Source organism: Paraburkholderia sp. JPY419 (assembly GCF_050435705.1).
Classification (GTDB): domain Bacteria; phylum Pseudomonadota; class Gammaproteobacteria; order Burkholderiales; family Burkholderiaceae; genus Paraburkholderia; species Paraburkholderia youngii.
Genome location: NZ_JBNDKV010000002.1, coordinates 2,771,393 through 2,794,373, shown reverse-complemented (window position 1 = coordinate 2,794,373; position 22,981 = coordinate 2,771,393). Strand labels below are relative to the sequence as shown.

General features: G+C 61.9%; 23 protein-coding genes. 10 read left to right on the top strand and 13 right to left on the bottom strand.

The genetic code is table 11. The features are described 5' to 3' along the window. Positions 1 to 13: 13 nt before the first annotated feature. Positions 14 to 571 (top strand): hypothetical protein, encoded by a 558-nt coding sequence (locus QFZ91_RS19035; protein WP_429568078.1) that lies wholly within the window; start codon positions 14 to 16, stop codon positions 569 to 571. A gap of 776 nt (positions 572 to 1,347) precedes the next feature. Here the strand turns inward: QFZ91_RS19035 and QFZ91_RS19030 are convergent. Further along, positions 1,348 to 2,037: a hypothetical protein gene (locus tag QFZ91_RS19030; RefSeq protein WP_429568077.1), complete on the bottom strand. Its 690-nt coding sequence runs from the start codon at positions 2,035 to 2,037 to the stop codon at positions 1,348 to 1,350. Between the two features lie 603 nt (positions 2,038 to 2,640). Between QFZ91_RS19030 and QFZ91_RS19025 the strand changes: the two genes are divergently transcribed. From QFZ91_RS19025 to QFZ91_RS19005, 5 genes are all read left to right on the top strand, one after another. Next, positions 2,641 to 3,405: a hypothetical protein gene (locus QFZ91_RS19025; RefSeq protein WP_429568076.1), complete on the top strand. Its 765-nt coding sequence runs from the start codon at positions 2,641 to 2,643 to the stop codon at positions 3,403 to 3,405. A 12-nt stretch (positions 3,406 to 3,417) separates the two neighbouring features. Then, positions 3,418 to 4,440: a hypothetical protein gene (locus QFZ91_RS19020; protein WP_429568075.1), complete on the top strand. Its 1,023-nt coding sequence runs from the start codon at positions 3,418 to 3,420 to the stop codon at positions 4,438 to 4,440. Further along, entirely contained in the window at positions 4,437 to 5,264 is an 828-nt protein-coding gene (locus QFZ91_RS19015; protein ID WP_429568074.1) for a hypothetical protein, read from the top strand. Before QFZ91_RS19020 ends, QFZ91_RS19015 begins: the two co-directional genes overlap by 4 nt. Before the next feature lie 549 nt (positions 5,265 to 5,813). Beyond that, the gene (locus tag QFZ91_RS19010) at positions 5,814 to 6,590 is read left to right on the top strand and encodes a hypothetical protein (RefSeq protein WP_429568073.1); all 777 of its coding nucleotides are present in this window, start codon (positions 5,814 to 5,816) and stop codon (positions 6,588 to 6,590) included. Positions 6,591 to 6,599: 9 nt separating this feature from the next. After that, positions 6,600 to 7,019, top strand: a complete 420-nt coding sequence (locus tag QFZ91_RS19005; RefSeq protein ID WP_429568072.1) for a DUF4279 domain-containing protein — start codon at positions 6,600 to 6,602, stop codon at positions 7,017 to 7,019. Between the two features lie 313 nt (positions 7,020 to 7,332). On the opposite strand, the gene QFZ91_RS19000 is transcribed toward QFZ91_RS19005, so the two are convergent. The 3 genes from QFZ91_RS19000 to QFZ91_RS18990 form a co-directional block, all read right to left on the bottom strand. Then, positions 7,333 to 7,737: a RidA family protein gene (locus tag QFZ91_RS19000; RefSeq protein WP_429568071.1), complete on the bottom strand. Its 405-nt coding sequence runs from the start codon at positions 7,735 to 7,737 to the stop codon at positions 7,333 to 7,335. Between the two features lie 75 nt (positions 7,738 to 7,812). Beyond that, positions 7,813 to 8,043 carry a hypothetical protein gene (locus QFZ91_RS18995; protein ID WP_176105316.1) on the bottom strand — a complete coding sequence of 77 codons (231 nt, stop codon included), beginning with the start codon at positions 8,041 to 8,043 and terminating at the stop codon, positions 7,813 to 7,815. 215 nt (positions 8,044 to 8,258) lie between these two features. Then, complete coding sequence (locus QFZ91_RS18990; RefSeq protein ID WP_429568070.1) at positions 8,259 to 9,479, bottom strand: Bcr/CflA family multidrug efflux MFS transporter; 1,221 nt, start codon at positions 9,477 to 9,479, stop codon at positions 8,259 to 8,261. A gap of 201 nt (positions 9,480 to 9,680) precedes the next feature. On the opposite strand from QFZ91_RS18990, the gene QFZ91_RS18985 reads away from it, so the two are divergent. The 4 genes from QFZ91_RS18985 (at position 9,681) to QFZ91_RS18970 (ending at position 13,464) form a co-directional block, all read left to right on the top strand. Then, positions 9,681 to 10,157, top strand: coding sequence for a hypothetical protein (locus tag QFZ91_RS18985; protein WP_176369039.1), 477 nt, complete (start codon positions 9,681 to 9,683; stop codon positions 10,155 to 10,157). A 157-nt stretch (positions 10,158 to 10,314) separates the two neighbouring features. Continuing rightward, the gene (gene hemL, locus QFZ91_RS18980; RefSeq protein ID WP_429526576.1) at positions 10,315 to 11,598 is read left to right on the top strand and encodes a glutamate-1-semialdehyde 2,1-aminomutase; all 1,284 of its coding nucleotides are present in this window, start codon (positions 10,315 to 10,317) and stop codon (positions 11,596 to 11,598) included. A gap of 63 nt (positions 11,599 to 11,661) precedes the next feature. Then, positions 11,662 to 12,813, top strand: a complete 1,152-nt coding sequence (ribD, locus tag QFZ91_RS18975; RefSeq protein WP_429568069.1) for a bifunctional diaminohydroxyphosphoribosylaminopyrimidine deaminase/5-amino-6-(5-phosphoribosylamino)uracil reductase RibD — start codon at positions 11,662 to 11,664, stop codon at positions 12,811 to 12,813. Positions 12,814 to 12,828: 15 nt separating this feature from the next. After that, positions 12,829 to 13,464, top strand: a complete 636-nt coding sequence (locus QFZ91_RS18970; RefSeq protein ID WP_184226352.1) for a riboflavin synthase — start codon at positions 12,829 to 12,831, stop codon at positions 13,462 to 13,464. A 110-nt stretch (positions 13,465 to 13,574) separates the two neighbouring features. Here QFZ91_RS18970 and QFZ91_RS18965 read toward each other — a convergent pair whose 3' ends face one another. From QFZ91_RS18965 to QFZ91_RS18925, 9 genes are all read right to left on the bottom strand, one after another. After that, complete coding sequence (locus QFZ91_RS18965) at positions 13,575 to 15,155, bottom strand: GTPase (protein ID WP_429568068.1); 1,581 nt, start codon at positions 15,153 to 15,155, stop codon at positions 13,575 to 13,577. Next, positions 15,152 to 16,408 carry a GTPase gene (locus QFZ91_RS18960; RefSeq protein ID WP_429568067.1) on the bottom strand — a complete coding sequence of 419 codons (1,257 nt, stop codon included), beginning with the start codon at positions 16,406 to 16,408 and terminating at the stop codon, positions 15,152 to 15,154. Before QFZ91_RS18960 ends, QFZ91_RS18965 begins: the two co-directional genes overlap by 4 nt. Positions 16,409 to 16,511: 103 nt before the next feature. Beyond that, complete coding sequence (gene catA / locus QFZ91_RS18955) at positions 16,512 to 17,447, bottom strand: catechol 1,2-dioxygenase (RefSeq protein WP_368715688.1); 936 nt, start codon at positions 17,445 to 17,447, stop codon at positions 16,512 to 16,514. Positions 17,448 to 17,526: 79 nt separating this feature from the next. Next, positions 17,527 to 17,817 carry a muconolactone Delta-isomerase gene (gene catC / locus QFZ91_RS18950; RefSeq protein WP_013090220.1) on the bottom strand — a complete coding sequence of 97 codons (291 nt, stop codon included), beginning with the start codon at positions 17,815 to 17,817 and terminating at the stop codon, positions 17,527 to 17,529. A gap of 27 nt (positions 17,818 to 17,844) precedes the next feature. After that, positions 17,845 to 18,981 carry a muconate/chloromuconate family cycloisomerase gene (locus QFZ91_RS18945; protein WP_429568066.1) on the bottom strand — a complete coding sequence of 379 codons (1,137 nt, stop codon included), beginning with the start codon at positions 18,979 to 18,981 and terminating at the stop codon, positions 17,845 to 17,847. Positions 18,982 to 19,242: 261 nt separating this feature from the next. Beyond that, positions 19,243 to 19,632, bottom strand: a complete 390-nt coding sequence (locus QFZ91_RS18940) for a VOC family protein (protein WP_429568065.1) — start codon at positions 19,630 to 19,632, stop codon at positions 19,243 to 19,245. 31 nt (positions 19,633 to 19,663) lie between these two features. Next, positions 19,664 to 21,307 (bottom strand): GMC family oxidoreductase, encoded by a 1,644-nt coding sequence (locus QFZ91_RS18935; RefSeq protein ID WP_429568064.1) that lies wholly within the window; start codon positions 21,305 to 21,307, stop codon positions 19,664 to 19,666. Then, positions 21,297 to 21,962: a gluconate 2-dehydrogenase subunit 3 family protein gene (locus QFZ91_RS18930; protein ID WP_429568063.1), complete on the bottom strand. Its 666-nt coding sequence runs from the start codon at positions 21,960 to 21,962 to the stop codon at positions 21,297 to 21,299. Before QFZ91_RS18930 ends, QFZ91_RS18935 begins: the two co-directional genes overlap by 11 nt. Continuing rightward, a complete protein-coding gene (locus QFZ91_RS18925) occupies positions 21,959 to 22,963 on the bottom strand; it encodes a hypothetical protein (protein WP_429568062.1) in 1,005 nt (334 codons plus the stop codon). Before QFZ91_RS18925 ends, QFZ91_RS18930 begins: the two co-directional genes overlap by 4 nt. Positions 22,964 to 22,981: the final 18 nt, after the last annotated feature.

Below are 22,981 nucleotides of genomic sequence, written 5' to 3'. Positions count from 1 at the left end.
GAGAGGGCTAGATATGAAATTGATTGTCGGTTTCCTGGCAGTGGCGGCGCTTGCCGGCTGTTCGACGTACGCAGTGCCTCGGTATTCGATTTCCGCCGACAATGTCGTCGCACTGAAAGCAACGGCCGTCAACGGGGTGAGCGTCGGGGCATTCACGCAGGCACCGATTCCGAATGAGCGCCCTGACGAAATAATGTGCCGCGCAGTTGGTCCCATCAAAACACCAGACGGCGAAACTTTCGCGGATTTCGTGAAGTCCGGCCTTGTATCGGAGCTGAAAATTGCTGAGGTTTATGCGCCTGCAGCGCCGGTACAGCTTACTGGCCGCTTGGAAAACATCGGATTCTCGTCGGTCATCCTATCTACCTATAAGAATATCTATGGACCCAAGAATGCGGGGTACGCGCCACCGCTACCTCGTCTCATTTTTTTTAAAATATCAGGACCCTGCTTTCTTCAAGGGTATCGGCTTCGTCGAGTCGACGCAGGGTACACGAACATCGGCCCAGGTAGAATTTCCCAAAGGACGCACGCCGGTCACTCAGGCTGCTATAACGGCATCTTGAACTGAAACTTTAGAATCTTCCTGCGAACAACATTGACGGTTTCCGCGTCGCTTTCTCTATCGCGTCTTAACCCATGGTGGCGTGAGCGCGTTAGATATCTCGGCGAAAAGGCTACCTGACGTTGGCAACAATGGGAACGACGAACGCCGCCGGCTGGTCACCCGTCACAAGAATTCTCTGACACCACCGGAAACGCGAACAGAGCCTGTGTTTTCACGCTCGAAGTGGACCAGAACTACGTCGTAGCGCCTCAAAGGATTGAGCATGTCCCGACAGTATGTCTTTCAGGTCGTCGCACACACGCTCCGAGTCGAGCGCCTGCCTGCTCGTCGCGGCGTGCGCATCGATTGCGTCGATGATGGTGTGCATCATCGCGTCCTTGAAGTCGGAGAATTGCCGAACCGCCCCTCGTGCCGCCGGACCAACGGTTCGCTTTCGAGCAGCTTACTCTTGAGTACGCCGTTCACGCACAGGAGCTGGTAGTCGTTCGTCATCTCTTCCTCGAGGAGACCGTTGGCCGAACGCATCAGATAATTTGAGCAGCTTGGTTTCGACGGAGAGTTCCGGCTCGCACATGTTTCTCGGCGGCAAGGACAAGGCGCACATTCTCGCAGAGTTCTTCGACGACCACGTGCGTATGTGAGTCAGCGTCGCAACTGGTTGCGACCGGGCACGTGCCGTATGGCATCAAAAATGAATCCCGCCCGGTCCCACATTGAACAGGCGGTCATTGATATGAATCTGGAACTCGAAAACTCCCTGGTGGCAAAGTATCCCCCGTCTACCGGTTGCCGCAGCCCTGCCTCCTGGATGTGAAGATTAATGCGGGTGCTGCAGAACTCGCGCCGATTATCTTTACTCGACGGTAACGAAAAAGGCTCATCAGCCCACCAGGCGAGCGCATTTTCGATGCAGGAGGGAGACAGTCCCTAGCGTCATAGGCACGCTCAAGGTTGCAGTCGTAGTTCGTCGTCACAACCTCGGATAGCAACCCCTCTCGCACAAGAAATGCCAGGTAGTAGTGCGCTGGGGTGGGCTCCAGTTCCACGAATTCTTCAATCTCAAGAGTCTGGACCAGCTTCCGATAAGTCGACTCCTGGTTGGGCCCCCCGTGCTCCCACAGGAATGCTTCGCAGATTTTTGTCAGCGCCCGGCTCAGTCGGGCCTCACGCAGGTCGCATGTCATGCAGGTACCGTTGCAGGTGGCTGCGAGCGCGAGGTGGTATTCAGCGAAAGCTGCCTGACAGCTGACGCAGATTCGTGCGCTGCGCACATCCGGCGGCGCACCCAAGGTGCGGGTGATGCGGGCCATGAGCGTGGGTGCGAGGACCTTGTCAATCATCACCTTGACGTGGTGACCGTCCCAAGGCGCTCCACGTCTGCGAGCGCCCATCGAAATCCCCGCGCCGATGAGCGGGACGCAGCGACGGCTGACTATCCGCTCAACCAGATATTCGAATGCTGTTCTCATTTTTGCTGTTATATTTCGGCGGCATGCAGGCACCTTATTTGTCGTAAACGCGCTCACGAAGCGAGCGTTCCCGGCATGTCGACAAGTAAACTTGCGCCCGGCCGGAGCGCAGCCGGATAGCATATCCCACATTGGCCGCGCCATTCAACGGCGCTTGCGGCTACGTGCTATTCAGTGCAGTCATTGTGCAATCGGATGCGAACTTGTCCCTGCAGCGATTCGCTTTGTTCGGCCGTCCAAAATAGGCCAGCTGCATTCCCGCAATGGGAGTACAGAGCGCAGGCAGGCATTCTGCTCCTCAGAAATGCCTCCCATGGCGAAGCGTGTGCCACGCTATGCCTTTATGTGGCACGGGGAAAGTAGTTCCAGATGTTTCAGCATCTACGTATAAGCTGAAACAACGTTTGACTCCGGAACAAGTCCGACAGCTGTCGGTTCTGCGCCCGAATATGTGCGGTTGCGCACATTGAGATTCGAAGGAGTGTGCCGTATTTTCCGATATGGACCTATTCTTCGAGAGGAGATTCATGACCACCTGCACTCCGTAGCAGACATCGTCAAAGAAAGAAGTAAAAAAGGTTGACCACCAGGGGCGGCACAGCCATGCGCCTACTTATCGCACTGCATACTCTCTGTTTGGGCATCGTTCTTATGTGCTCAAAAGCGTCATTCGCCCAGAATGCTGCTATTCCGGCGTCATCAACGGTCACCTCACCAGGAAATGACAGTGATTATGTTTACATACGTCAACGCATTTCAGCCGACTATCAAAATACCGCTGGCAAACTAGCCAAAATCCTGAAAGCCCCAGTTGAAAAAGAGATTTTCATCAAGTCCGGCGACACCCTGTCACAGGTGATTTCCAAAGAGTACAAGGTTGGCGTGAGTAATGCGCCTGCAGCATATCAGCTATTTGCAAAAAGTATCCTGACCATAAATAAGATACCTCAAGACGGGATTCTCCAGTCCAACACAAATATCAGAATTCCAAATTTACCCCCTCTTGCAGCAACAAATCCCAATCCACATAATCAGAATAATGAAATACCAAAATTGAGCGTAGAAGCTGACATTCTCGCAAAACAACCGAATCTATCGCAACAAGGCACGCGAACACCCAATGTAATATTTGATGAGGGTCGCAAAGGTGCTCAAGAGGTGGTTATGATACAGCGAGTTCCCCGTGCCTACGCAGCACAACTCGTTCATCAAAATCCTGACGAAACGCAGGTCGTAAATGACCATATTCCGATAGATTTCGCCCAAGCCAGCGGGCCAGCCACTGCGCAAAGTCCATCCGCCATATTTCTTTCTAGCGAAGATACGACAACGTTGCGCAGAAAATTGGCACGGGCGGCGAGTAAGTAACCAATCCTCATTGTGCTCGACGATGCGTGGCCCGACGACGCATCGTTCATCACTGCGCGCGATTTTTTCATTCAAGCAATAACTGTAGTTCGACAAAAGTATATGATGGGGCCGGCCAGTTACCCGAAATTTTTAATCGACGCGAAAGGGGTTTCACAGAATAGACGTGAGGTAAATCCCACAACTCACGCGTCAGAGATAAAGCGTTCACTGATGCCACTGGTAGCTCTCGAACCGCCAGGGGGACGCGTATCGGTTATCTTTCTTCCGCTCTTCAATGATGAGCCAGTTGCCGCAGAGATTTTCACGCAGCTTATCGAAATTAACCTTGATGCGAAGCATATGACGACGATGCTTGGCTTTGACTCCGTTCCACCAGATGTCATCAAAGGAAACCGGACAATTGCTGAGAAAATCGTGCAGGCAATCGGCTCAAAGTCCTCCGACGTGCCACCGCAGACTGACGAAGCACTCATCGCCGCGATGCTTACCTTCTGCGAGCTTTACTCAAACGCCGCAAAACAACCATATGTCCTGAATATGTCATGGACAACTCCAAATATGGAGTTTCCCATTGAAATACCTGAAGATGGATTTGGAATCGACGTCGTTTCGGCAGGAAACGAAGGGGATGGTCGTGGCACTACGGTATATCAATTGAAACGTCAATTTGCCTCTCGAAGCCTTACGCCACCTGGGGACATGCTTGCAGTTATGAATATTCGCAATGACGGCACGCCAGATTGCACGTCAAGCCTGCTGGTCACAGACAGGGAATTGTTAGGATTTTCTTTCCCTGGGCGCATCTCGGACACTGAGTGCGGGACAAGCTTTTCTGCACCACGGGTGGCGTGGCTAATTGCAGCCCATGAAGCAATGACCGCTCAACCGGGGGATGTTAGCAGCTGGAGAAGTGATTTGTATAAAAAACTGGTGAATATCCGCGATTCGAGTTCAAACAATTACAACAAAATACGACTCAATATAGAAAGTCTCTTTAGCGATGTTTCCAACCCTGATGGAGTACAAAAATGAATAAACCTCTGTTCTTGTTGGCATGTCTGTCACCAATGTTTCTCCTAACCGCCTGCCCGGGTGGCACTCAGGACGTCCAAAAACTCGTCAATCAATGCGCACAAAACGATTTAGATTCAACACATATGATTTATTTTGGACCGTCCAATAATGTCGGCCCCGGGTCAATCTGGACCGACAATACGAACGGTAGTGGATACCATATTCGCTTCACACTAACAGATATGCCAATGCCTCAGTCGTTCTTGAATTCAGGCAATCCATTCCAATGCAGTGGAACCAATACCATGACGTTAACAAGTAACGCCGATATCAGCGCAGCAATTAGTGCCCTTCCTCTATCTGCCGAGGCTTCTAATGCTTTTAAGCGAGCGACATCTGTCACGGTGAGCTTGACATCTGCTTCATGGGATGATGTTAAGGAGGGGCCCTACGAGGCGTACATTAATGCCCTTGCAGCGACATCTCCTGTTCGTCAGGACATCGACACTGGGAAACGGTTAGTGATGATTCGCGCGCTCCGGGTCAGCGGGTTCTCCGAAAAGTTGACCTTTGATACAAATGACGCCCCATCGCTTCAGGCGAAGTACACCGGCCCGTTACCGTCCGGTACCACAGGGAATGTGGGCGCAACCCTCTCCGGCAGTTGGGATAACGCCCAGAACCTCACGATAACGTCCGCTGGGGATTTCTACGTCGAAGGCGAACTGTCGGGATACACGACGACAGGACTAGCGGCGGCTGGTACCTCACCGTTCGCGAACCCGGGTGGCATTTCGATTGACCCGAAAGCCCGTGTCGTCGTTGACAAAGCCCCCTCCTGACGCCTTTCAGGTCCGGCGCATGGCCGTAAGCGTTCTGCCTTGCGCCGCGTATTCTGCTTCGTTCGCATGTGATGGCCACCTCCGATGCGACGGATTCGTGGCTGTGCTTCCGGCGCGGCGCGACATGCGAAGCCGTCGTGGCTCGTTGCTATCCGCACGCTCGCCTTCGCACTGCGCGCGTATCCTTGCGTGTGCCACCAAGGTGTGCCAGAATCAATATGAAGACGAAGCTAAGCCTTTGTTTTTAAAGGACCGGATTTATACTGAGCGAGAATCTCACCGCCTCCGCCAGTCTTTCAAAAAAAGCCCCGTAAGTTCAGCGACTTACGGGGCTTTTGTTTTTCTTATTCCGATGATCCGCTGCGCGAGTGCCGTCAGCAACCGCACTACGGGCGCGAAACATTGCAATGTTCTTGCGGAGGCTTTTCTCTTTCATCGAAAGCCAAGGAGATTCTGGGCGGTTGCCCATGTACGGACTGCCTGTCGCACGGTAATTATCTGACTGCTGTCAACTCCGGCAGCGACTTCAGATAGACCAACGACACACCTATGTCCCTGTCCGTATTCGAGATGCACTCAGTGGAGCTGTTCTGCCAGCGGCCACTGGGTGCCTGTTATGTCCTCTGTGACGAATGGCACTATAAGGCGTGCCTCGGCAAGGCCGCAGACCTTCCGAAGGCCAAGGCGGAGACCCGGGAATTTCTCGAGATTGCCGCACTGAATCACAGGGAGTGGGAGGAAGACCGGAAGCTGGTCAGGCGTATCCAGAAGAGTGGCTGGCTGTTTTTCCATAGCGCGCGGCACCGTGATCCTGACACCGATGGCTGGTGGGTCATCGTTGCTCTTCTCGAAGAGGTTCGCCGGGGCAAACTGCTTGCCATTAAAGGTCCGCGTAATGGCCTGTTTCCGTCCCCCCACAGCAGCACGCCATCAAGGAATTCCGTAGCGAGGACCGGCAGTCAGCCGGACGGCGAACCCGTGCTGTCCGTCCAGTATGATCCGGCCACCTGGCAAGCCCAACTGAACGCTGCGCGCGCAGGCAAGGCTGCCGATAGAGGCGCATCAACGCTGCTGGGCGACCCGCAGCCGTTTGAGTATGTGCCTGATGCGTTGAGCGGCGATGTCGTTGAACTCGCCGCGAGCACCAATAACCCACGCTATGCCGCCAAGATGCTCGGATACAAGCAAAACACGTTCAGCGACATGCTTCACGCTATGAAGCAGTACAACAAATTGCGCGGCGACAACAACGTAATCTGGCACGACGATGGAGACGTGGAATTTAACGGCGTGATTATCGACAACATGCACAGTTGGGCACCCTAAAGGAACGTTATGGTAACGACCCATCAACTTGCACATGCTTCTTTCACTATCTATCAGGACGTGGAGCGGCCCGAATTCTGGACAAACTATTTTGGCGTTGAACCGGACATGCAGAGCGTTCGGGGACAATTCCGCACTACACCATCTGGGCGCACTAGCAAGTACCCCGCTCGAATTGGTGTATGGAGTGTGGATAGCAAGGAGCATGTTCAGAGTAATCTGCTTGCGCCTCACCTTCGCTATCTTGTCGAACGCTTGGCATTGCCCCGATCAGACCTGCCCGAATTGCTCATGCGCACTGGCGCACAGATGCGTTTCTTCTGTTATTGGGACAACGAGAGCGGCGACCGCGTGCCGGATGTGCCCGACGATATTCGCACCATGATGGAAGCCATGGGCGGCACGGTTGAGATCGATGAATATCGATAGAGCCTCGCTCGAATGCACAAGGCATCCTCGCGAGTCGGCTCTTCTGTGCGAGCTTATAAGGCACAGCGCAAGTGCTATGGGCCGCACTTGTGAATTAATCCTCTATGCCGCAAACATGCGCGGCCCACGCTTGCATCGTCGGGCGGCGCTGTTCCACCGAATCGGTGCGCGATAAGCCGCCTCAACCCTGTTCGATACAGTATGCGCAAGAGCCCGTCGGCAAGGGCCGCGCCAAGGCATCGCCGGTTGATGCTCGATCGTGAAAATGAGAAAAGCCTGCGGAGCTTCAGGTATTCGCTTGCACCACCCCGAACTAAACCACCCCCACCGCCTCAACCTCGATCTTGAACCCATAGTGCAACTGCGGCACCGGCACGACCGCGCGCGCCGGTTTCGCCTCACCGGCCCAGCGCGCGTAGATCTGATTGAAGCTCGCCCAATGTTCGAGATCGACGACATACACGCGCACCTGCACCAATTGCGCGACGCTGCTGCCGACGCTTTCGAGCGCCGCCTTCACATTGGCCAGAACCTGTTCGGCTTGCGCGTCGAATGACGCATCGGCGAGTTTGTCGCCTTGCGCATTGATCGGCAATTGCCCGGACACGAACACGAAGCCATTCGCGATCACCACATGACTGTAGTGACCGCCGGGTTTCGCCAGCGCGGCGGGATTCTCGGTGTGAGGCAAACGTGGGGCGTGCGTGCTATCGGTCATCAACCATTCCAGAAGTGAAATTCCCGGAGCGGTTCATCGCCTTGCTCGATTCAGCGCAAACCGGCACACCGCGCATCACGCATCCGCGATCTCGAGCTTCTCGCGCGCATCCGCACAACGGCGATTCAGATCGCGATGCATAAGCTGGCTATCGAGCAGAGCCGATACATCCGTCAACCCGTGATCAAAGCGCAACACATATTCGATGTCGGTGTAATCGTAGTAAGCGCCGCTGTCGGCCAGCCGTTGCGCTTCGGCGAATGCGGCAAATTGCCGTTCGCCGTTTATCAGGTCTTTGATCGCCATGATTGCCGCTCCGAGGAACAGTGACTTCATCATAGCAATGCAAACCGCGACGCACGGTGGTGCGCGCGCAACACCAGGTGTTTTCCGGAGACGCGCCCGGTGAACTCACGCGTCGGTCGATACCGACGGCCCGTGTAGCTCGAGCGTCATATGGCTTTCACGCCGTTTTCACAGCGCCCGCGCAGTGCTCGACCTCAATACTCAAACAGCACACGCTACACAGCCGCAACCGGCGACTTCGTCCCGTTCCAGCGCATCACGAGCCTGCGTCCGACAAAGCACAGGCAGCCCGCCACGCCGACCACGATGCCCATGCCCTTCGGCGTGCCGTCCTGCCACAGTCCGACCGCGAGGCTCGACAACGCGCCCAGCGCGAGCTGCACCGCGCCGAACACGGCCGCCGCGGCACCTGCGTTGACCGGATAGCGATGCATCAGATCGGTCGTGCAGTTGGCGGACAACACGCCCACCACGCTGACGACGAAGAAGAGGCCAAACACGATCGACCACAAGCCGCCCCACCCCGTCAGCGACACGACGGACACGAACAGCGACGCGACGAAGCTCACGCTCGCCGCAAACGAGATGATCGGCACCGGCCCGAGCCGGCCGACGAACCGCGTATTCAGGTAATTGCCGAACATGATGCCGACGATATTCAGCGCGAACAGGAAGCCATAGTGCTGTGCGGACACGTGGAAATACTCGATGTAGACGAACGGCGTCGCCGTGATGTACGCGAACATCGACGCGAACGCCATGCCGCCACACAACATATGTCCCCACGCGACCGGGTCGCGCAGTAGCGTGCCATACGCGCCGAACGACTTCAGCAGCGCCGACTGCGCGCGCATCTCGCGCGGCCACGTCTCCGGCACCTTCAGGAATGCGGTCACCGCGCACACGGCCCCGAACAGCGTCAGCGCGACGAATACGGCGCGCCAGCCGCCCAGCAGCAGCACCTGTCCGCCGATCAGCGGCGCGAGCAGCGGACCGATCGCCGTGACGATCGCGATCATCGACAGTACGCGCGCCGCATCGCCGGGCTCGTGCGCGTCGCGCGCGATCGCGCGAGCCAGCACCGACGCCGCCCCCGCGCCCAACGCCTGCACGAAGCGAAAGCCGACCAGCGAGCCGATCGAGATCGATAGCGCGCAGGCGATGCTCGCGAGCGCATACATGATGATGCCGCCGAGCAGGATCGGCCGGCGGCCGTACGTATCGGACAGCGGACCGTACAGCAGCATGCCGATCGAGAAGCCGAACATGAAGCTGGTCAACGTCGATTGCGCGGCGCCCGTGCTGACCGCGAAGGCCTGCGCGATGGTCGGCAGGCTCGGCAGATACATGTCGATGGAAATCGGCCCGCACGCGGCCAGCGCGCCGAGCAACAAAATCAGCCGGCCATCGGGCCGGCGTTTGACGACGTGAGACATGGGAAATCCGGATGGAACGCCGCGCCGGCATCGGCAGCGGAACGGGTGAAGCGGGAACGGCCATCAGCCGACCGGCTCGATTGTACGCGACGGTTAACCCGTTGACTGTGCGCGAGGCAGCGCCGCGCGGCGCAAACACCGTCGATCGGTTAAGCTGCCGCCTGCATGCGCACCCCTTCCCCGATCCCGTTCGAACCCGCGATGACCGCCTTTCTGCTGATCTGGAGCCCCAAAAAATGGCCGTGGCCCGAACTGCCCGACATCGCCAAACGCGTGGCGGCCGGCGAAGCGGTGACCGACGCATGGGGCTGCGGCTTCGCGCGCGGCATCCTGCCAGGCGATCGCGTGTTCCTGCATCGCGTCGCGCAGGAGCCGAAGGGCATCTTCGGTTCGGGCTACGTGACGCGCGCGCCGTACGAAGTCCCCGACGGGTCGACCAAACGCGGCTACCGGCTGTGCATCGACTTCGTCTACGACTGGCTCGTCGATGCGCATCACGCGCCGGTCATCCCGCGCGATCAGCTGCGTGTGCATCCGTTCTCGGTGCAGACGTGGGATGCGCAAAGCTCGGGCACGATCATCAAGCCGATCGCCGAAGGCGCGCTGGAGAAGCGCTGGGCCGAATTGACCGGCAAGCGCAAGCCGCCGGCGCTGCCCGCACCGGGCAGCCAGGCCTGAAATTCCCGCCGCCGCGGCCGCCCGCGCGCACAGCCCGCCGGCGCCGAGTCCGGTACAATTTCTCGATCCATCCCAGCATCGCGCGAAGTGTCCGCGGGAATCGTCCGAGGCCCTTTGCGCCGCTGCGCAACCCTTGCTCCCTATTCCAGCCATCGCCATGTCCAGAAACGAAACCCTCTTCGAACGCGCGCAACGCACGATCCCCGGCGGCGTGAATTCGCCGGTGCGCGCTTTCCGTTCCGTCGGCGGCACGCCGCGCTTCATCGAGCGCGCGCAAGGCCCGTACTTCTGGGACGCGGACGGCCAGCGCTATACCGACTACATCGGCTCGTGGGGTCCCATGATCCTCGGCCACGTTCATCCCGAAGTGCTCGAAGCCGTGCAGCGCGTGCTCGTGAATGGCTTCTCGTTCGGCGCACCGACCGAGTCGGAAGTCCAGATCGCCGAGGAAATCTGCAAGCTGGTGCCGTCGATCGAACAGGTACGCATGGTGTCGAGCGGCACCGAGGCGACGATGAGCGCGCTGCGTCTCGCGCGCGGCTTCACGAACCGCAGCCGCATCGTCAAGTTCGAAGGCTGCTATCACGGCCATGCGGACAGCCTGCTCGTCAAGGCTGGCTCGGGCCTCCTGACCTTCGGCAATCCGACCTCGGCGGGCGTGCCGGTCGATATCGCGAAGCACACCACCGTGCTCGAATACAACAACGTCGCCGAGCTCGAAGAAGCGTTCAAGGCGTTCGGCAACGAGATCGCCTCGGTGATCGTCGAGCCGGTTGCGGGCAATATGAACCTCGTGCGCGCGACCCCCGAATTCCTGCAGGCGCTGCGGCGCCTGTGCACCGAGTACGGCTCGGTGCTGATCTTCGACGAAGTGATGTGCGGCTTCCGCGTTGCGCTCGGCGGCGCGCAGCAGCTCTACGGCATCACGCCGGACCTTACGTGCCTCGGCAAGGTGATCGGCGGCGGCATGCCGGCGGCGGCGTTCGGCGGACGGCGCGACATCATGGCTCACCTCGCGCCGCTCGGCGGCGTCTATCAGGCGGGCACGCTGTCGGGCAATCCGATCGCGGTCGCCGCCGGCCTGAAGACGCTGCAGCTGATCCAGGCGCCCGGCTTCTACGACACGCTCGCCGCACGCACCACGCGTCTCGCGCAAGGGCTCGCGCAGGTCGCCCGCGAAGCAAACGTGCCGTTCGCCGCCGATGCGCTCGGCGGCATGTTCGGCATCTACTTCCGCGAATCGATCCCGACGAGCTTCGCCGACGTCACGAAGAGCGACGTGCCGCGCTTCAACGCGTTCTTCCACAAGATGCTCGACGCGGGCGTGTACTTCGCGCCGTCCGCGTATGAGGCGGGCTTCGTGTCGAGCGCGCACGACGACGCAGTGATCGACGCGACGATCGACGCCGCGCGCGGCGCGTTCGCAGCGTTGAAGGGCTGAACCCGGACTTCAAGCAAAAGCCGCAACCCGCACGACCCAGACACCGCACCACAACGGACACCGATGTTCTCGCAAACCGATTTCGTCCATATGGAACGCGCGCTCGCGCTCGCGAAGCGCGGCATGTACACGACCGACCCGAATCCGCGGGTCGGTTGCGTGCTCGTCAGAAACGGCGAGGTGATCGGCGAAGGCTACACGCAGCCGGCCGGCCAGGATCACGCCGAGATTCGCGCGCTGAAGGACGCGCGCTCGCGCGGCCACGACCTGCGCGGCGCGACCGCCTACGTGACGCTCGAACCGTGTAGCCATTTCGGCCGCACGCCGCCGTGCGCGAACGCGCTGATCGAAGCACAGATCGGCCGCGTGATCGCGGCGATGGAAGATCCCAATCCACAGGTGTCCGGCCGCGGTCTCGCGATGCTGCGCGAAGCCGGTATCGAAGTGCGCTGCGGACTGCTCGCAAACGAAGCGCGCGAGCTGAACATCGGCTTCGTGTCGCGCATGACGCGCGGCCGTCCGTGGGTGCGCATGAAGGTGGCGGCATCGCTCGATGGCCGCACCGGCTTGCCTTCGGGTGAGAGCCAGTGGATCACGAGCGCGGCCGCGCGCGCCGACGGTCATGCGTGGCGCGCGCGCGCGTCGGCAATCCTGACGGGCATCGGCACCGTGCGCGAAGACAATCCGCGCATGACCGTGCGGGCGGTCGATACGCCGCGCCAGCCGCGCCGCGTGCTGATCGACAGCCAGCTCGACGTGCCGCTCGACGCGCAGATCCTGGCTGGCGCGCCGACGCTGATCTTCTGCGGCGAGCTCGATGCGCGTCTCGAAGAACGCGCGGTTGCGCTGCGCGAGCGCGGCGCCGAGATCGTACCGCTGCCGAACGCGTTCGGCAAAGTGGATCTGCCGCGCATGCTGAGCGTGCTCGGCGAGCGCAACGTGAACGAATTGCACGTCGAAGCCGGCTACAAGCTGAACGGCTCGCTGCTGCGCGAAGGCTGCGTCGATGAACTGCTCGTCTATCTGGCGCCGAGCCTGCTCGGCGTGGACTCGATGAGCATGTTCAATCTGGACGCGCCCGACCTGCTCGAAGACCGTGTGAAGCTCAATTTCCACACGGTCGAGCGGATCGGCGACGATCTGCGGATTCTCGCGCGCTTCGCGCAGGCGGCCGTACCCGGGACCGAAGCCGTGTCCCCCACCGTTTCGAAATGATCAAGGATTAGCACGATGTTTACAGGAATCGTCGCGGCAGTGGGCCGCATCGAATCAGTCAAGCCGCTCGGCGCGGGCGGCGACGCGGGCGTACGGCTGAACGTCGAAGCCGGCGGCCTCGACCTCGCCGACGTGCAGCTCGGCGACAGCATCACGATCCAGGGCGCCTGCATGACGGTGGTCGCGAAGACCGCTCATTCGTTCGAAGTCGACGTATCGCGCGAAAGCCTGAACCGCACGGCCGGTCTCGGCGAAACCGGCGAGGTCAATCTCGAGAAAGCGCTGCGCGCGCATGACCGGCTCGGCGGACATATCGTGTCCGGACACGTCGACGGGCTCGGTACCGTCACGCGTTTCGCGCCGGTCGGCGAATCGCACGAGCTGCGCATTCTGGCGCCGCGCGACATCGGCCGCTATCTCGCGTACAAGGGTTCGATTACGGTCAACGGCGTGAGCCTGACCGTGAACTCCGTCGCTGATCGCGACGACGGCTGCGAGTTTTCGATCAATCTGATTCCGCATACCGTGCAGGTGACGGCGCTCAAGCATCTGCGCGATGGCGTGAAAGTGAACCTGGAAATCGATCTGATTGCGCGCTATGTCGAGCGAATGCTCAATGCGCCGCGCGATGGCGATCAATCGTTGAAGTAGTCACGCGCCGTCGAGGCGGTCAAGCGCCCCGATCCGATGCCGCGCGATGAGAACGGTGAGACACCGCGGTCGTTCACGATCACGCCGACGCCGGGCATTTGCACGGCGCGTCAGACAGATTCCGATCGCACCTGCGACTTCAGATCGAGCAAACCTTCCTCATGCGTCGCTAACGACGCTTCAAGACGCCGCGCGAGCTTCGTCAATCGAGCTATCGACGCGCGGCACCGTTGCGCGGCATGGTTGGACAGATTCAGCACGCACTCGCGAATCGCGCGGCTGAGCGCCGCGTGAAGGCGGCCATAGTCGACGCCCGCAACTTCGCGAACCAGTCCATCTGCACCAGTACGCTCGACGACGATATCGTCGAAACCGGCATCGTCAGCCAGCTCGATGCGTGCGAGCGAAGCGTCGGGCTCGATCAAATAATCGCCCAGCAGCCTGTCTGCCTCGCGCCGATACAGCTCGAATATCGATTGCGACAGCGCATTGCACAGCCCGATCACGTCACGCGTCGCCGCATGCGCATCGAGCAACGCGGGCAGCGTCGGCACGATGCCGCGCCACACCGCGTTGGCAAGCCGCTCCTGCTGTTGCTCGAGCTGCTCGAGCGCCGCCTGCGACGACTCGCCAAGTTCGGCAAGCAACGGCAGCACATCGCTTCGCAGGTTGCCGAGCACATTCTCTTCCAGATGATGCAGCAGCACCTCGGCCCGCTTGCGCCGTTTATACGCGAGCGCCGGTCCGACGATGTCGAGCAACGCGGCGTACAGCCGCTCGAAGCCCGCGTCACTCATGGCCGCCGCCGTCTGCCCCGCCTCGCGCGCCACATACGCTGAGACCGACACCGGCGGTTTCAGCAGCGCCTTGTCGACGCCCATCGCGACGAGCTTGTGTTCCGCGCGCACGCTGAGGTCGTGCTCCTGCAGCGCGCGACGCGACGCGCTCTTGTTGCGCAGACACTTGACGAGTTCGCCGTCGACTTCGTCTTCCTCGTACTCGTCGCTACGAGTCACGACCGGCAGCAGCGGCTTGTTCCGATGCAATTCGCGGCCGAGCTCGTCGAGCTCCTGCACCTGGCCGGGCGAGGTGGAGCTGGTCAGCCACAACACACCGTCGGCGCTATCGGTGAAGCGCTGCGTTAGCGCAGCGTTTTCCGGCGTCACCGAATGCAATCCCGGCGTGTCGAGCAGCACCAGCTTTGCGCCGAGACGCACGCCCTGCAGCCGCGAAGTCGTTTCGGTCGCGCCTTCGGTAAAGGGCTCCGATGTCTCGACGACGCGGCCCGCATCCACATGGAAATACTGCACGCTGCGCTCGTGCGCGGCGAAGCGCTCGGCGAGGAAATTGCAGAACGAGCTCTTGCCCGCGTTGAACTTGCCGAACACGAGCAGCAGTGCCTGATCGTCGAAATGATCGGCGAGGTTTCGGACTGCTTCGAGGCTCGACCACTGTTGCATCGATGCTTGCACGCTGTCACGCAGCAGCGTGCTGATCGTGTCGGCCTGAAGGGCCAGTGCGCTGTTTGGGTGCAAGCCGTCGCACTTCAAACAGCCGGTCCGCAGATCGGCGTCCAGCTTCGCGAGCCAGTCGTTCAGCGCATGCAGCAGCGCGTCGGTATCCTCGGCGATGAAGTCGAATGCATCGACCTCGGCGATGAATCGTTGCTCGTGGCTCGCGTCGGCTTTCATGCGCGCGCCTCCAGTATCCGCATCGCGGCCGTCGCGTCGTCCGATGCGACGAGCGCTGCTTGCGTATCGGCGATCTGCGCGGCCAGCGCCTTGCGGTCGGCGGACAACTCGTAGTAGTGCGTGAATTCGCGCTGCATGCGTTCGCGTCCCGTCGCTTCGCAGAACATGCGGCGCAGATCCTTGCGAAACTTCACCGACACGCCCATCACCGCGATCATCACCGAGTTCAGGCTTTTCGCCGCGGTGTGCTGCTCCGCCGGCAGACCGATGACACCGTGCCCGGCCAGCATCGCATCGATCTCGATGCACGCGCGCGAGTACGCGATCTGGATGTGCGCGCGCTCCAGTTTGCCCGCGGTGATCGCGTAGGCGTCCTTCGCGGTATCGGGCACGATCGCGTGATCGGTGCCGAGCGCATTCAACATCGCGCCGATGTCCCCGCTGACTTTGTCGATGACGGCCGCGAGGCTCCGATCGAAGGCCTGCTTTTGTTGCTGCTGCGTGGTGCGCAGAATCTCCATCGACGTCAGCCGTGCCGCGCGCAGCCGTTGCAGTTCGTCGCGGATTTCGCCAATCAGCAGCGTGGTTTCGTGAGCGCGCGCATCCGGCACACGCGCGAGTTCCGCGCGCAACGCGGCATGCAGCGCGGGGATGCCGCTCTTTTCAAGCAGCAGTTTCTTGCCGCCGTCGAGCCCCTTGCGATGTCGCATCGACGACACCGCGTTCAGCGCGATGCCGGGCATCTGCCGGTCGATCGCTGCGCCGATGTTCCGCAACGCGGCGTCGTCGGGGAGCTGGTCGACTTGTGACAGCACGAACAGCGTCTGCCGCCCGGTCCTGACGCGATCGGCGTCGAGCTCGGTCAGCAGCGTCAGTTCCTTCGCATCGAGCTCGCCCTCTTTCGCGGCGTGCACGAACAGGCGAATGTCTGACTTCAGCCACGCGGCGCGCAACGCTTCGCGGTCGTCTTCGCTGCCGACGTCGGCGTCGAGTCCCGGCGCGTCGAGCCAGCGCACGCCCTGGTGCACTCTGTCGGACAGGCGCACCGTTTCGCGCCGGTCGGACACCGCGAACGCATCGCGGCCCAACAGCTCGTTGAGCAGGCTGCTCTTGCCGTGGTTGTATTTGCCGACGACGGTGACGACCGGTTCACTGTCGTCGATCAGAATCAGCAGGCGCGCCAGATCGTGGGCCCGCTCGGGCAGCACGGACGCGACATCGTGCGCTGCCTGCTCACGAAGTTTGCTCGACACCGTCGACTCCTCGACGCTTCAGGGGATTGGTCCGGCCGACAGGACTGCCGGCCGTTGGCAACAAAAGGCGGCGGCCGTGTCGCCACGGCGCCGCCTCGTGCGATCACGCTTCGGCCGAAGCGCGCAGACGATAGACGAGCTGGTTGTCCTTACCCTGAACCAGCGGCGTGATCGTGAAGTTGAACTCGATGTCCTTGTACGCATCGGCCTTCAGGCCCAGCGCCGAGCCACCGGTTTTCTCGACGACCGGCGGAATCAGCTCTTCGCGCGTTGCATACGCGAAGTCGTCCCAAATCAGCGGATCGCCTTCGATGTTGAACTGCGTAGTCAGCTTGCGATGACCGTCGCTGCTGACGAAGAAGTGCACGTGCGCCGGACGGTTGCCGTGACGGCCCAGCACGTTCAGCAGTTGCTGCGTCGCGCCGTGCGGCGGGCAGCCATAGCCCACCGGCATCAGCGTGCGGAATTCGTACTTGCCGTCGGCACCGGTCTTCACCGCGCCGCGCAGGTTGAACTCGGTCTGTGCGCCGGTCGGATCGAAGTGCGAATAGAAGCCCTTCGAGTTCGCGTGCCAGCACTCGACGAGCGCGCCGGCGACCGGCTTGCCGTCCAGATCCTTGACCGTGCCGCGGATCACGAGCGGGCCCGCGTCTTCGTCGGCGTTGATGTCGATCTTCGACACGCCGTCGCGCACCGGCGCGCCGGCCACATACAGCGGGCCTTCGATCGTGCGCGGCGTGCCGCCTTCGAGACCGATCTTCTTGTCCTCGGCGTCCATGCGGATGTCGAGGTACTTCTCGAGACCGAGGCCGGCTGCGAGCAGCGCTGCTTCGCCGTCCTGGCCGAGCTTGTTCAGATAGTTGACGCCGGCCCAGACTTCGTCGGGCGTGATGTCGAGGTCATCGATTGCCTTGAACAGGTCACCCAGCAGACGGAAAACGATCTGCTGGAAACGTGCGTTGCCGTTACCGGCATCGACGTTGGAAGCGGCCTTCAGCAGATCCTGCACTTCTTTGGTTTCAAATACTTTGACGCTCACGATGACTGTCTCCAGTTGGTATAGGGGGAAAAGATGGCTTTGGATGCGCTCGCCTTCAAACAGCGCCTGGCCCCTGGGCTCAGATGTCGTCGTCCCGAATCGACGACGGGTGACGACACAGAGGCGTCACCGAAATCTTCATGTACGGGAACAGAGGCAAACCGGACAGGATGTCGTGAAGTTCGGCATTGCTCTCTACATCGAAGATGCTGTAATTCGCGTACTCGCCAACGAGGCGCCAGATATGACGCCACTTGCCGCTACGCTGGAGTTCCTGCGAGTAAGCCTTCTCGCGGGTCTTGATTTCGTTCGCCACTTCGGCCGGCATGTCGACCGGCAGGTTCACGTCCATTCGCACGTGGAAAAGCATCGTTGACTCCTCTGGATCTGAATCGGTTTAGCGGGTGACCTTCATCAGCCCGTCTCGAGTGAATCGCTTGACCTTCGCCTCGTCGAGTTCGATGCCGAGACCCGGGCCATTCGGCACGGTCAGTTCGAAGTCGCTGTAATCAAGCGGCGTGGTCAGAATTTCTTCGGTGATCAGCAACGGCCCGAACAGTTCGGTGCCCCATTGCAGGTTCGCGAAGCTCGCGAACAGATGCGCCGACGCGACCGTGCTGAACGCGCCTTCGAGCATCGTGCCGCCATACAGCTCGATGCCGGCGGCATCGGCGATCGTGGCCACGCGCTGCGCGGCGAACAGGCCGCCGCTCTGTTCGATCTTGATCGCGAACACATCGGCGCCGCCGTTCTTCGCGATTTCGAACGCGCTGTCCGGACCTTGCAGGACTTCGTCGGCCATCAGCGCGACCGGGAAGCGCCGCATCAGGCGCGCGAGCGCCGCGGCGGATGCAACCGGCTGCTCGACCAGATCGCAGCCCGCTTCGGCCAGCGCCGGAATCGCCCAGGCGGCCTGGGTCTCGCTCCACGCCATGTTCACGTCGACACGCACCGCGGCGCGCTCGCCGACCGCTTTCTTGATGTCGGCGACGTGTTTGATGTCGGTCTTCAGTTCCTTCGCGCCGATCTTCAGCTTGAAGACCTTGTGGCGACGCACGTCGAGCATGTGCTCGGCTTCGGCGATGTCCTTCGCGGTATCGCCCGACGCGAGCGTCCACGCAACCGGCAGGCGCTCACGGCGACGTCCGCCGAGCAGGTCGCTCACCGGCACGCCGAGGCGCTTGCCTTGCGCGTCGAGCAGCGCGGTTTCGAGCGCGCTCTTCGAGAAGTGATTGACCTTGACCAGCTTGCCGAGGTGCGCCATCAGCGCCTGGATCTGCGTCGCGTCGTTGCCGATCATCGCCGGGCCGAAGTAGGCGTCGATCGCGAGCTTCATCGCCTCGGGGCTTTCCGGGCCATAGGCCATGCCGGCGATCGTGGTGCCTTCGCCGATCCCGACGATGCCGTCGCTGCAGTACACCTTGACCAGCATCAGCGTCTGCCCGTACATCGTGGCGACCGACAGCTTGTGAGGGCGGATCGTCGGCAGATCGACGAGGCGGGTTTCGATACGTTCGATGGTCGCTTGGGTCATGGCGGCTGCGGCGAGAAGTGAGTTCATTGGATGTTTTTATACCCCTCGCCCATTTGGCCCGTCCAATACTTTTCCCGTCCTCTTTCATACCTTCAAGGTATGGTGAGACCCACAGCCCCGGCCTTTCTATGGATTTTGCGCCGCACCATGCATGTTGCGCATTGAAAAAGAGGCCGTTTTCCCGCCGCGAGCATGATCTACGTCAAGCTTCGATGCTCGCAGAGCATGTTGTGCGCGGTAGGTGTGACTGGCGACAAAGCCTCACACCTCGGACAGCGCGCTGACCATCACGTAGTACCCGTCCGGATCGCGCAGCGCGAATTCCAGCGTGCCCGTGTGCGAATTGATGCGCGGCTCTTGTTCGAGACGATCGACCAGCGATCGGGCCCGCGCGACGCACGAATCGAAATCATCGACCCGGAAAAACAGCAGCAGGCCGTTGCCGGGTAGGCCATTGTCGCGGCTCGTCAACGTTGGGTGCTCATGCGCGCCCCACTGATGCAGACACAGCAACACGGTGCCGTCCGTGTCGCGGATCTGTCCGAAGTCGTCGTGAGCGGGCGACGTCGGCGGCTGACCGAACAGCTGCTGATACCAGCCGAAGCTGCGAGCCACGTCATCGACCCCGATGATCGTCCAGGTGCGCTTCATACAAGCCTCCATCCGGCGAACGATGCGAAACCTAGAGCTCACCGCGCGCGGCCAGCGCGGCAATACGGTCGGCCGTGCGGCACGCGATCGCCTGGATCGTCAACGACGGATTCACGCCGCCGACGGTCGGAAACACCGAGCCGTCGCACACCCACAGGTTGCGGATGTCCCAGCTGCGGCAGTCCGCATCGACGACGCTCGTCGCCGGATCGTCGCCCATGCGGGCGGTGCCGTTCAGATGGCAGGTGTCGTCGGTCTCGCGCCAGATCTCGTTGCCCCCCGCGGCTGCGAGCGCCTGCTCCATGAAGTCTAGCGAATGCGCGATGAGCCGCTTGTCGTTGTCGCACCATGAATAGGTGACGCGCGCGATCGGCAACCCGTACTGGTCCTTTTCGTCTGCAAGCGTCACGCGGTTGCGCTGCTGCGGCAGCATCTCGCCGACGATCTTCAGCCCCGCCTGGTGGTTGTACTTGAGCATCTCCGCGCCGAGCGCGTCACCCCACAAGCCACGGCCGTTCTGCACCGCGACCCAGCCGTTCGGCAGCGGCCCCTGGCTCATGTAGCAGTAGCCGCCGAAAAAGTCCTTGCCCTTGTCTTCGTAGTTCCAGTGCTCGGTGAGCGCGAGCGACGGCGGGCCCTTGTACCAGCGGATGTCTTCGTCGAAGGTGCCGTAGACGGCCTGATTCGACTGCGCCATCAGGTTTTTGCCGACGAGTCCCGAGCTGTTCGCGAGTCCATCTGGAAAGCGGCTGTTGGCCGACATCAGCAACAGGCGCGGCGTTTCGATCGCGTAGCCGGCCACCACCACGTGCTTCGCGCGCTGGAATCGCCAATGCCCTTCGCGCAGATATTCGACGCCGGTGGCGAGCCCCGCGTCGTTGGTGACGACGCGGCCGACCATCGCCAGATCACGCACTTCGGCGCCGGCACGCAGCGCACGCGGAATCCACGTAACGAGCGCGCTTTGCTTCGCGTTGGTCGCGCAGCCGGACACGCAAAAGCCGCGGTACACGCACGGATGCGCGCGGCCGCGCGGCGCGGAGATGGTGGCGAGCGGCGTCGGGCACCAGCCGATGCCGAGCGCCTCGGCGCCGCGCGCGAGCACCAGCGCCGCCGCGTTCAGCTCATGCGCGCGATACGGATAGCGCGGCCGCTTAGGACCCCACGGATAGTTGACCGGTCCGGAGATTTTCAGCGCGTCCTCGACCTCGCCGTAGTAGCGCCACATCTCGCGCCAGTCGAGCGGCCAGTCGGCGCCATAGCCGAGCACGCTGCGCGACTTGAACCACTCGGGCCGAAAACGCAGCGACACCATCGCGAAATGGACCGTGCTGCCGCCGACCGCCTTGCCGCTGTTGTTGTGGCCGAGCTTCAGCGGATTGTCGCCGTCGCAGATGCGCTCGTCGGTCCAGAACAGCTTTTCCTGATGCGCCTCGTCCGACGCGAACTCTTCGAGCGGACGCCACCACGCGCCGGCGTCGAACGCGACGACCCTGAAGCCTTTCTCCGCGAGCCGGCACGCGAGCGTGCCACCGCCGGCGCCGGTGCCGACGATCGCGAAATCGACCTCTTCGCCGTCGGAGTACGTGCGCATCGGCACCCAGCCGCCGCGCTGGAACACGTCGGGGGCGCGGCCGTCCTTGCCGCGCGGCCGTTGCTGCGCGTCATCGGACACGGCGGTTCTCCCTCGTGGCCTGCTCGTGCGTGTCGGGCGTCGCTTCGACCGCCTCCCACGGATCGCGCCGGTTCACGTACATCCGCACGTAGCCGCGCGGATTCGCCGGGCCGCCGAAACCGATCTCGCTCCACGCATGCGGGTGCGAGTAGTAGAGCCCGCAGATGTCGTGCAGCACCCGCTCGCTGAAAAACAGCTTCGACGGCATGCCGCGCCACGCGGGGTTCGTCAGTTCGCCGCGCTGCATGTCGCCGAGCAGCGCGATCTGCGCGTCCTGCGCGAGGCTCGCGAACGGCAGGCCGCCGCGCTCGCGGGATTCGGCATCGAGCGCGGCGAGGCCGATGCGCCAGGCGTCGCGCATCGGCGGCAAACGGGCGTCGCGGTAGCCGTCGTTGCTGTTGCCGGCGAGGCGCGCGTCGAGCAGCGCGGCGAGCGGCACCACCGGTTGCGCGTTCGCTTGCGGCACGATGCGCGCGCACAGCGACGTGACCGCGAGCCATTCGACGGCGCTGAAAAAGCGCGGCTCGAGCGGTGTCGCGAGGCGTTCGGCGATCACCGCGCGGGTGTGAGCGTCCCACGACGGCGTCGCGCGTTTGTCGAGCACGTCGTAACCGGGATAGCGGGTGGCTCGGGTCGAGCGTGGTTGGTGGGTCATTTTTCAGTCTCCCGCAGACGCAGCGCGGCGAGCCCGGCGAGCGCCAGCGCGGAAAAGCTCGGCGGCGCGGGCAGTGGCGGCCCGTCGAACAGGTTCTGGCTCCAGTTGCGCCAGCCGCCCTGGCGACGCGCGATCCCGCGTGCGTGAAATCCCGCGCCGATAAAGCCCAGCGCGGCCGTGATGCGCAACCACAGCCGCGTGTACCAGCGCTCGCGCGGAGCGGCCAGCGCGGCATGCGCGAGCAGCGCCGCGGTGACGGGCGGAATGCTGACCGGCGCGTACATCGCCCGATGCTGGAACGCGCCGCGAAAATGCAGCAGAGCGGCCTCGCCCACGGTGCCGACGAGACCGGCCGCGACCAGCAGACCGAGCGCCTGGCCGGCCGGCATGCCGAGCAGTCGCGGGTCGGCGGCGGGCTGGTCGCGCAGCCGTTCGGCGACGGCACCGAACGCGCCCGACAGCAGCATCGCAATCGGCGCGCCGAGCGGCGCCGCGTGAAACAGGTTGTTCCAGCTCCAGCCGCCCGGGCGCTTCATCACGTTGTAGACATGGAACCCCGTGCCGGCGATGCCGGTCGCCGCCGCGCCCAGATAGATCGCATGGCGTGCGCGATGCGTTTGGCCGCGACGATCAGCGCCGCCATGCAGCCCCGCGGCGAGCGATAGGCTCGCACTGACGAGCGGCGCGAACATCGCGGGATTCTCGAACGAGCCGCGGTAGTGCTCCATCGCGCTGTCGGCGAGCACCGACAGCGCGAGCAGCGCGGAGCTATGGTTGAAGGTGCGGGCCGCTTCGACGTGTGCCTGGACCTCGTCAGTGGGTTTTCTCGTGTGCACACGCGCCGGCAACGTCACGGAGGCTCGACGCTCGCGGTGTCGCAGGCCGCTCCCGCGAGGTTCGGGATGCGGCTCGGGTTCTCGCGCGCCGCGCGCGGCCAACGTCGCGACGGCAGCAATCGCCGCCGCCGTGTACAGCAATCCGGGTACGCCTGAAGAGCTCATCGATATCGCTTCCTTGTT

What these genes read in the sequence shown, in the direction of transcription:
- QFZ91_RS19010 (WP_429568073.1), top strand. Translation starts at nt 5,814, where the DNA reads ATGTCCCTGTCCGTATTCGAGATGCACTCAGTGGAGCTGTTCTGCCAG.
- QFZ91_RS18995 (WP_176105316.1), bottom strand. Translation starts at nt 8,043, where the DNA reads ATGGCGATCAAAGACCTGATAAACGGCGAACGGCAATTTGCCGCATTC.
- QFZ91_RS18925 (WP_429568062.1), bottom strand. Translation starts at nt 22,963, where the DNA reads ATGAGCTCTTCAGGCGTACCCGGATTGCTGTACACGGCGGCGGCGATT.
- ribD (WP_429568069.1), top strand. Translation starts at nt 11,662, where the DNA reads ATGTTCTCGCAAACCGATTTCGTCCATATGGAACGCGCGCTCGCGCTC.
- QFZ91_RS19030 (WP_429568077.1), bottom strand. Translation starts at nt 2,037, where the DNA reads ATGAGAACAGCATTCGAATATCTGGTTGAGCGGATAGTCAGCCGTCGC.
- QFZ91_RS19025 (WP_429568076.1), top strand. Translation starts at nt 2,641, where the DNA reads ATGCGCCTACTTATCGCACTGCATACTCTCTGTTTGGGCATCGTTCTT.
- QFZ91_RS19015 (WP_429568074.1), top strand. Translation starts at nt 4,437, where the DNA reads ATGAATAAACCTCTGTTCTTGTTGGCATGTCTGTCACCAATGTTTCTC.
- QFZ91_RS18970 (WP_184226352.1), top strand. Translation starts at nt 12,829, where the DNA reads ATGTTTACAGGAATCGTCGCGGCAGTGGGCCGCATCGAATCAGTCAAG.
- QFZ91_RS18945 (WP_429568066.1), bottom strand. Translation starts at nt 18,981, where the DNA reads ATGACCCAAGCGACCATCGAACGTATCGAAACCCGCCTCGTCGATCTG.
- QFZ91_RS18965 (WP_429568068.1), bottom strand. Translation starts at nt 15,155, where the DNA reads ATGAAAGCCGACGCGAGCCACGAGCAACGATTCATCGCCGAGGTCGAT.
- QFZ91_RS19005 (WP_429568072.1), top strand. Translation starts at nt 6,600, where the DNA reads ATGGTAACGACCCATCAACTTGCACATGCTTCTTTCACTATCTATCAG.
- QFZ91_RS19000 (WP_429568071.1), bottom strand. Translation starts at nt 7,737, where the DNA reads ATGACCGATAGCACGCACGCCCCACGTTTGCCTCACACCGAGAATCCC.
- QFZ91_RS18990 (WP_429568070.1), bottom strand. Translation starts at nt 9,479, where the DNA reads ATGTCTCACGTCGTCAAACGCCGGCCCGATGGCCGGCTGATTTTGTTG.
- QFZ91_RS18930 (WP_429568063.1), bottom strand. Translation starts at nt 21,962, where the DNA reads ATGACCCACCAACCACGCTCGACCCGAGCCACCCGCTATCCCGGTTAC.
- catC (WP_013090220.1), bottom strand. Translation starts at nt 17,817, where the DNA reads ATGCTTTTCCACGTGCGAATGGACGTGAACCTGCCGGTCGACATGCCG.
- QFZ91_RS18985 (WP_176369039.1), top strand. Translation starts at nt 9,681, where the DNA reads ATGACCGCCTTTCTGCTGATCTGGAGCCCCAAAAAATGGCCGTGGCCC.
- QFZ91_RS19035 (WP_429568078.1), top strand. Translation starts at nt 14, where the DNA reads ATGAAATTGATTGTCGGTTTCCTGGCAGTGGCGGCGCTTGCCGGCTGT.
- hemL (WP_429526576.1), top strand. Translation starts at nt 10,315, where the DNA reads ATGTCCAGAAACGAAACCCTCTTCGAACGCGCGCAACGCACGATCCCC.
- QFZ91_RS18940 (WP_429568065.1), bottom strand. Translation starts at nt 19,632, where the DNA reads ATGAAGCGCACCTGGACGATCATCGGGGTCGATGACGTGGCTCGCAGC.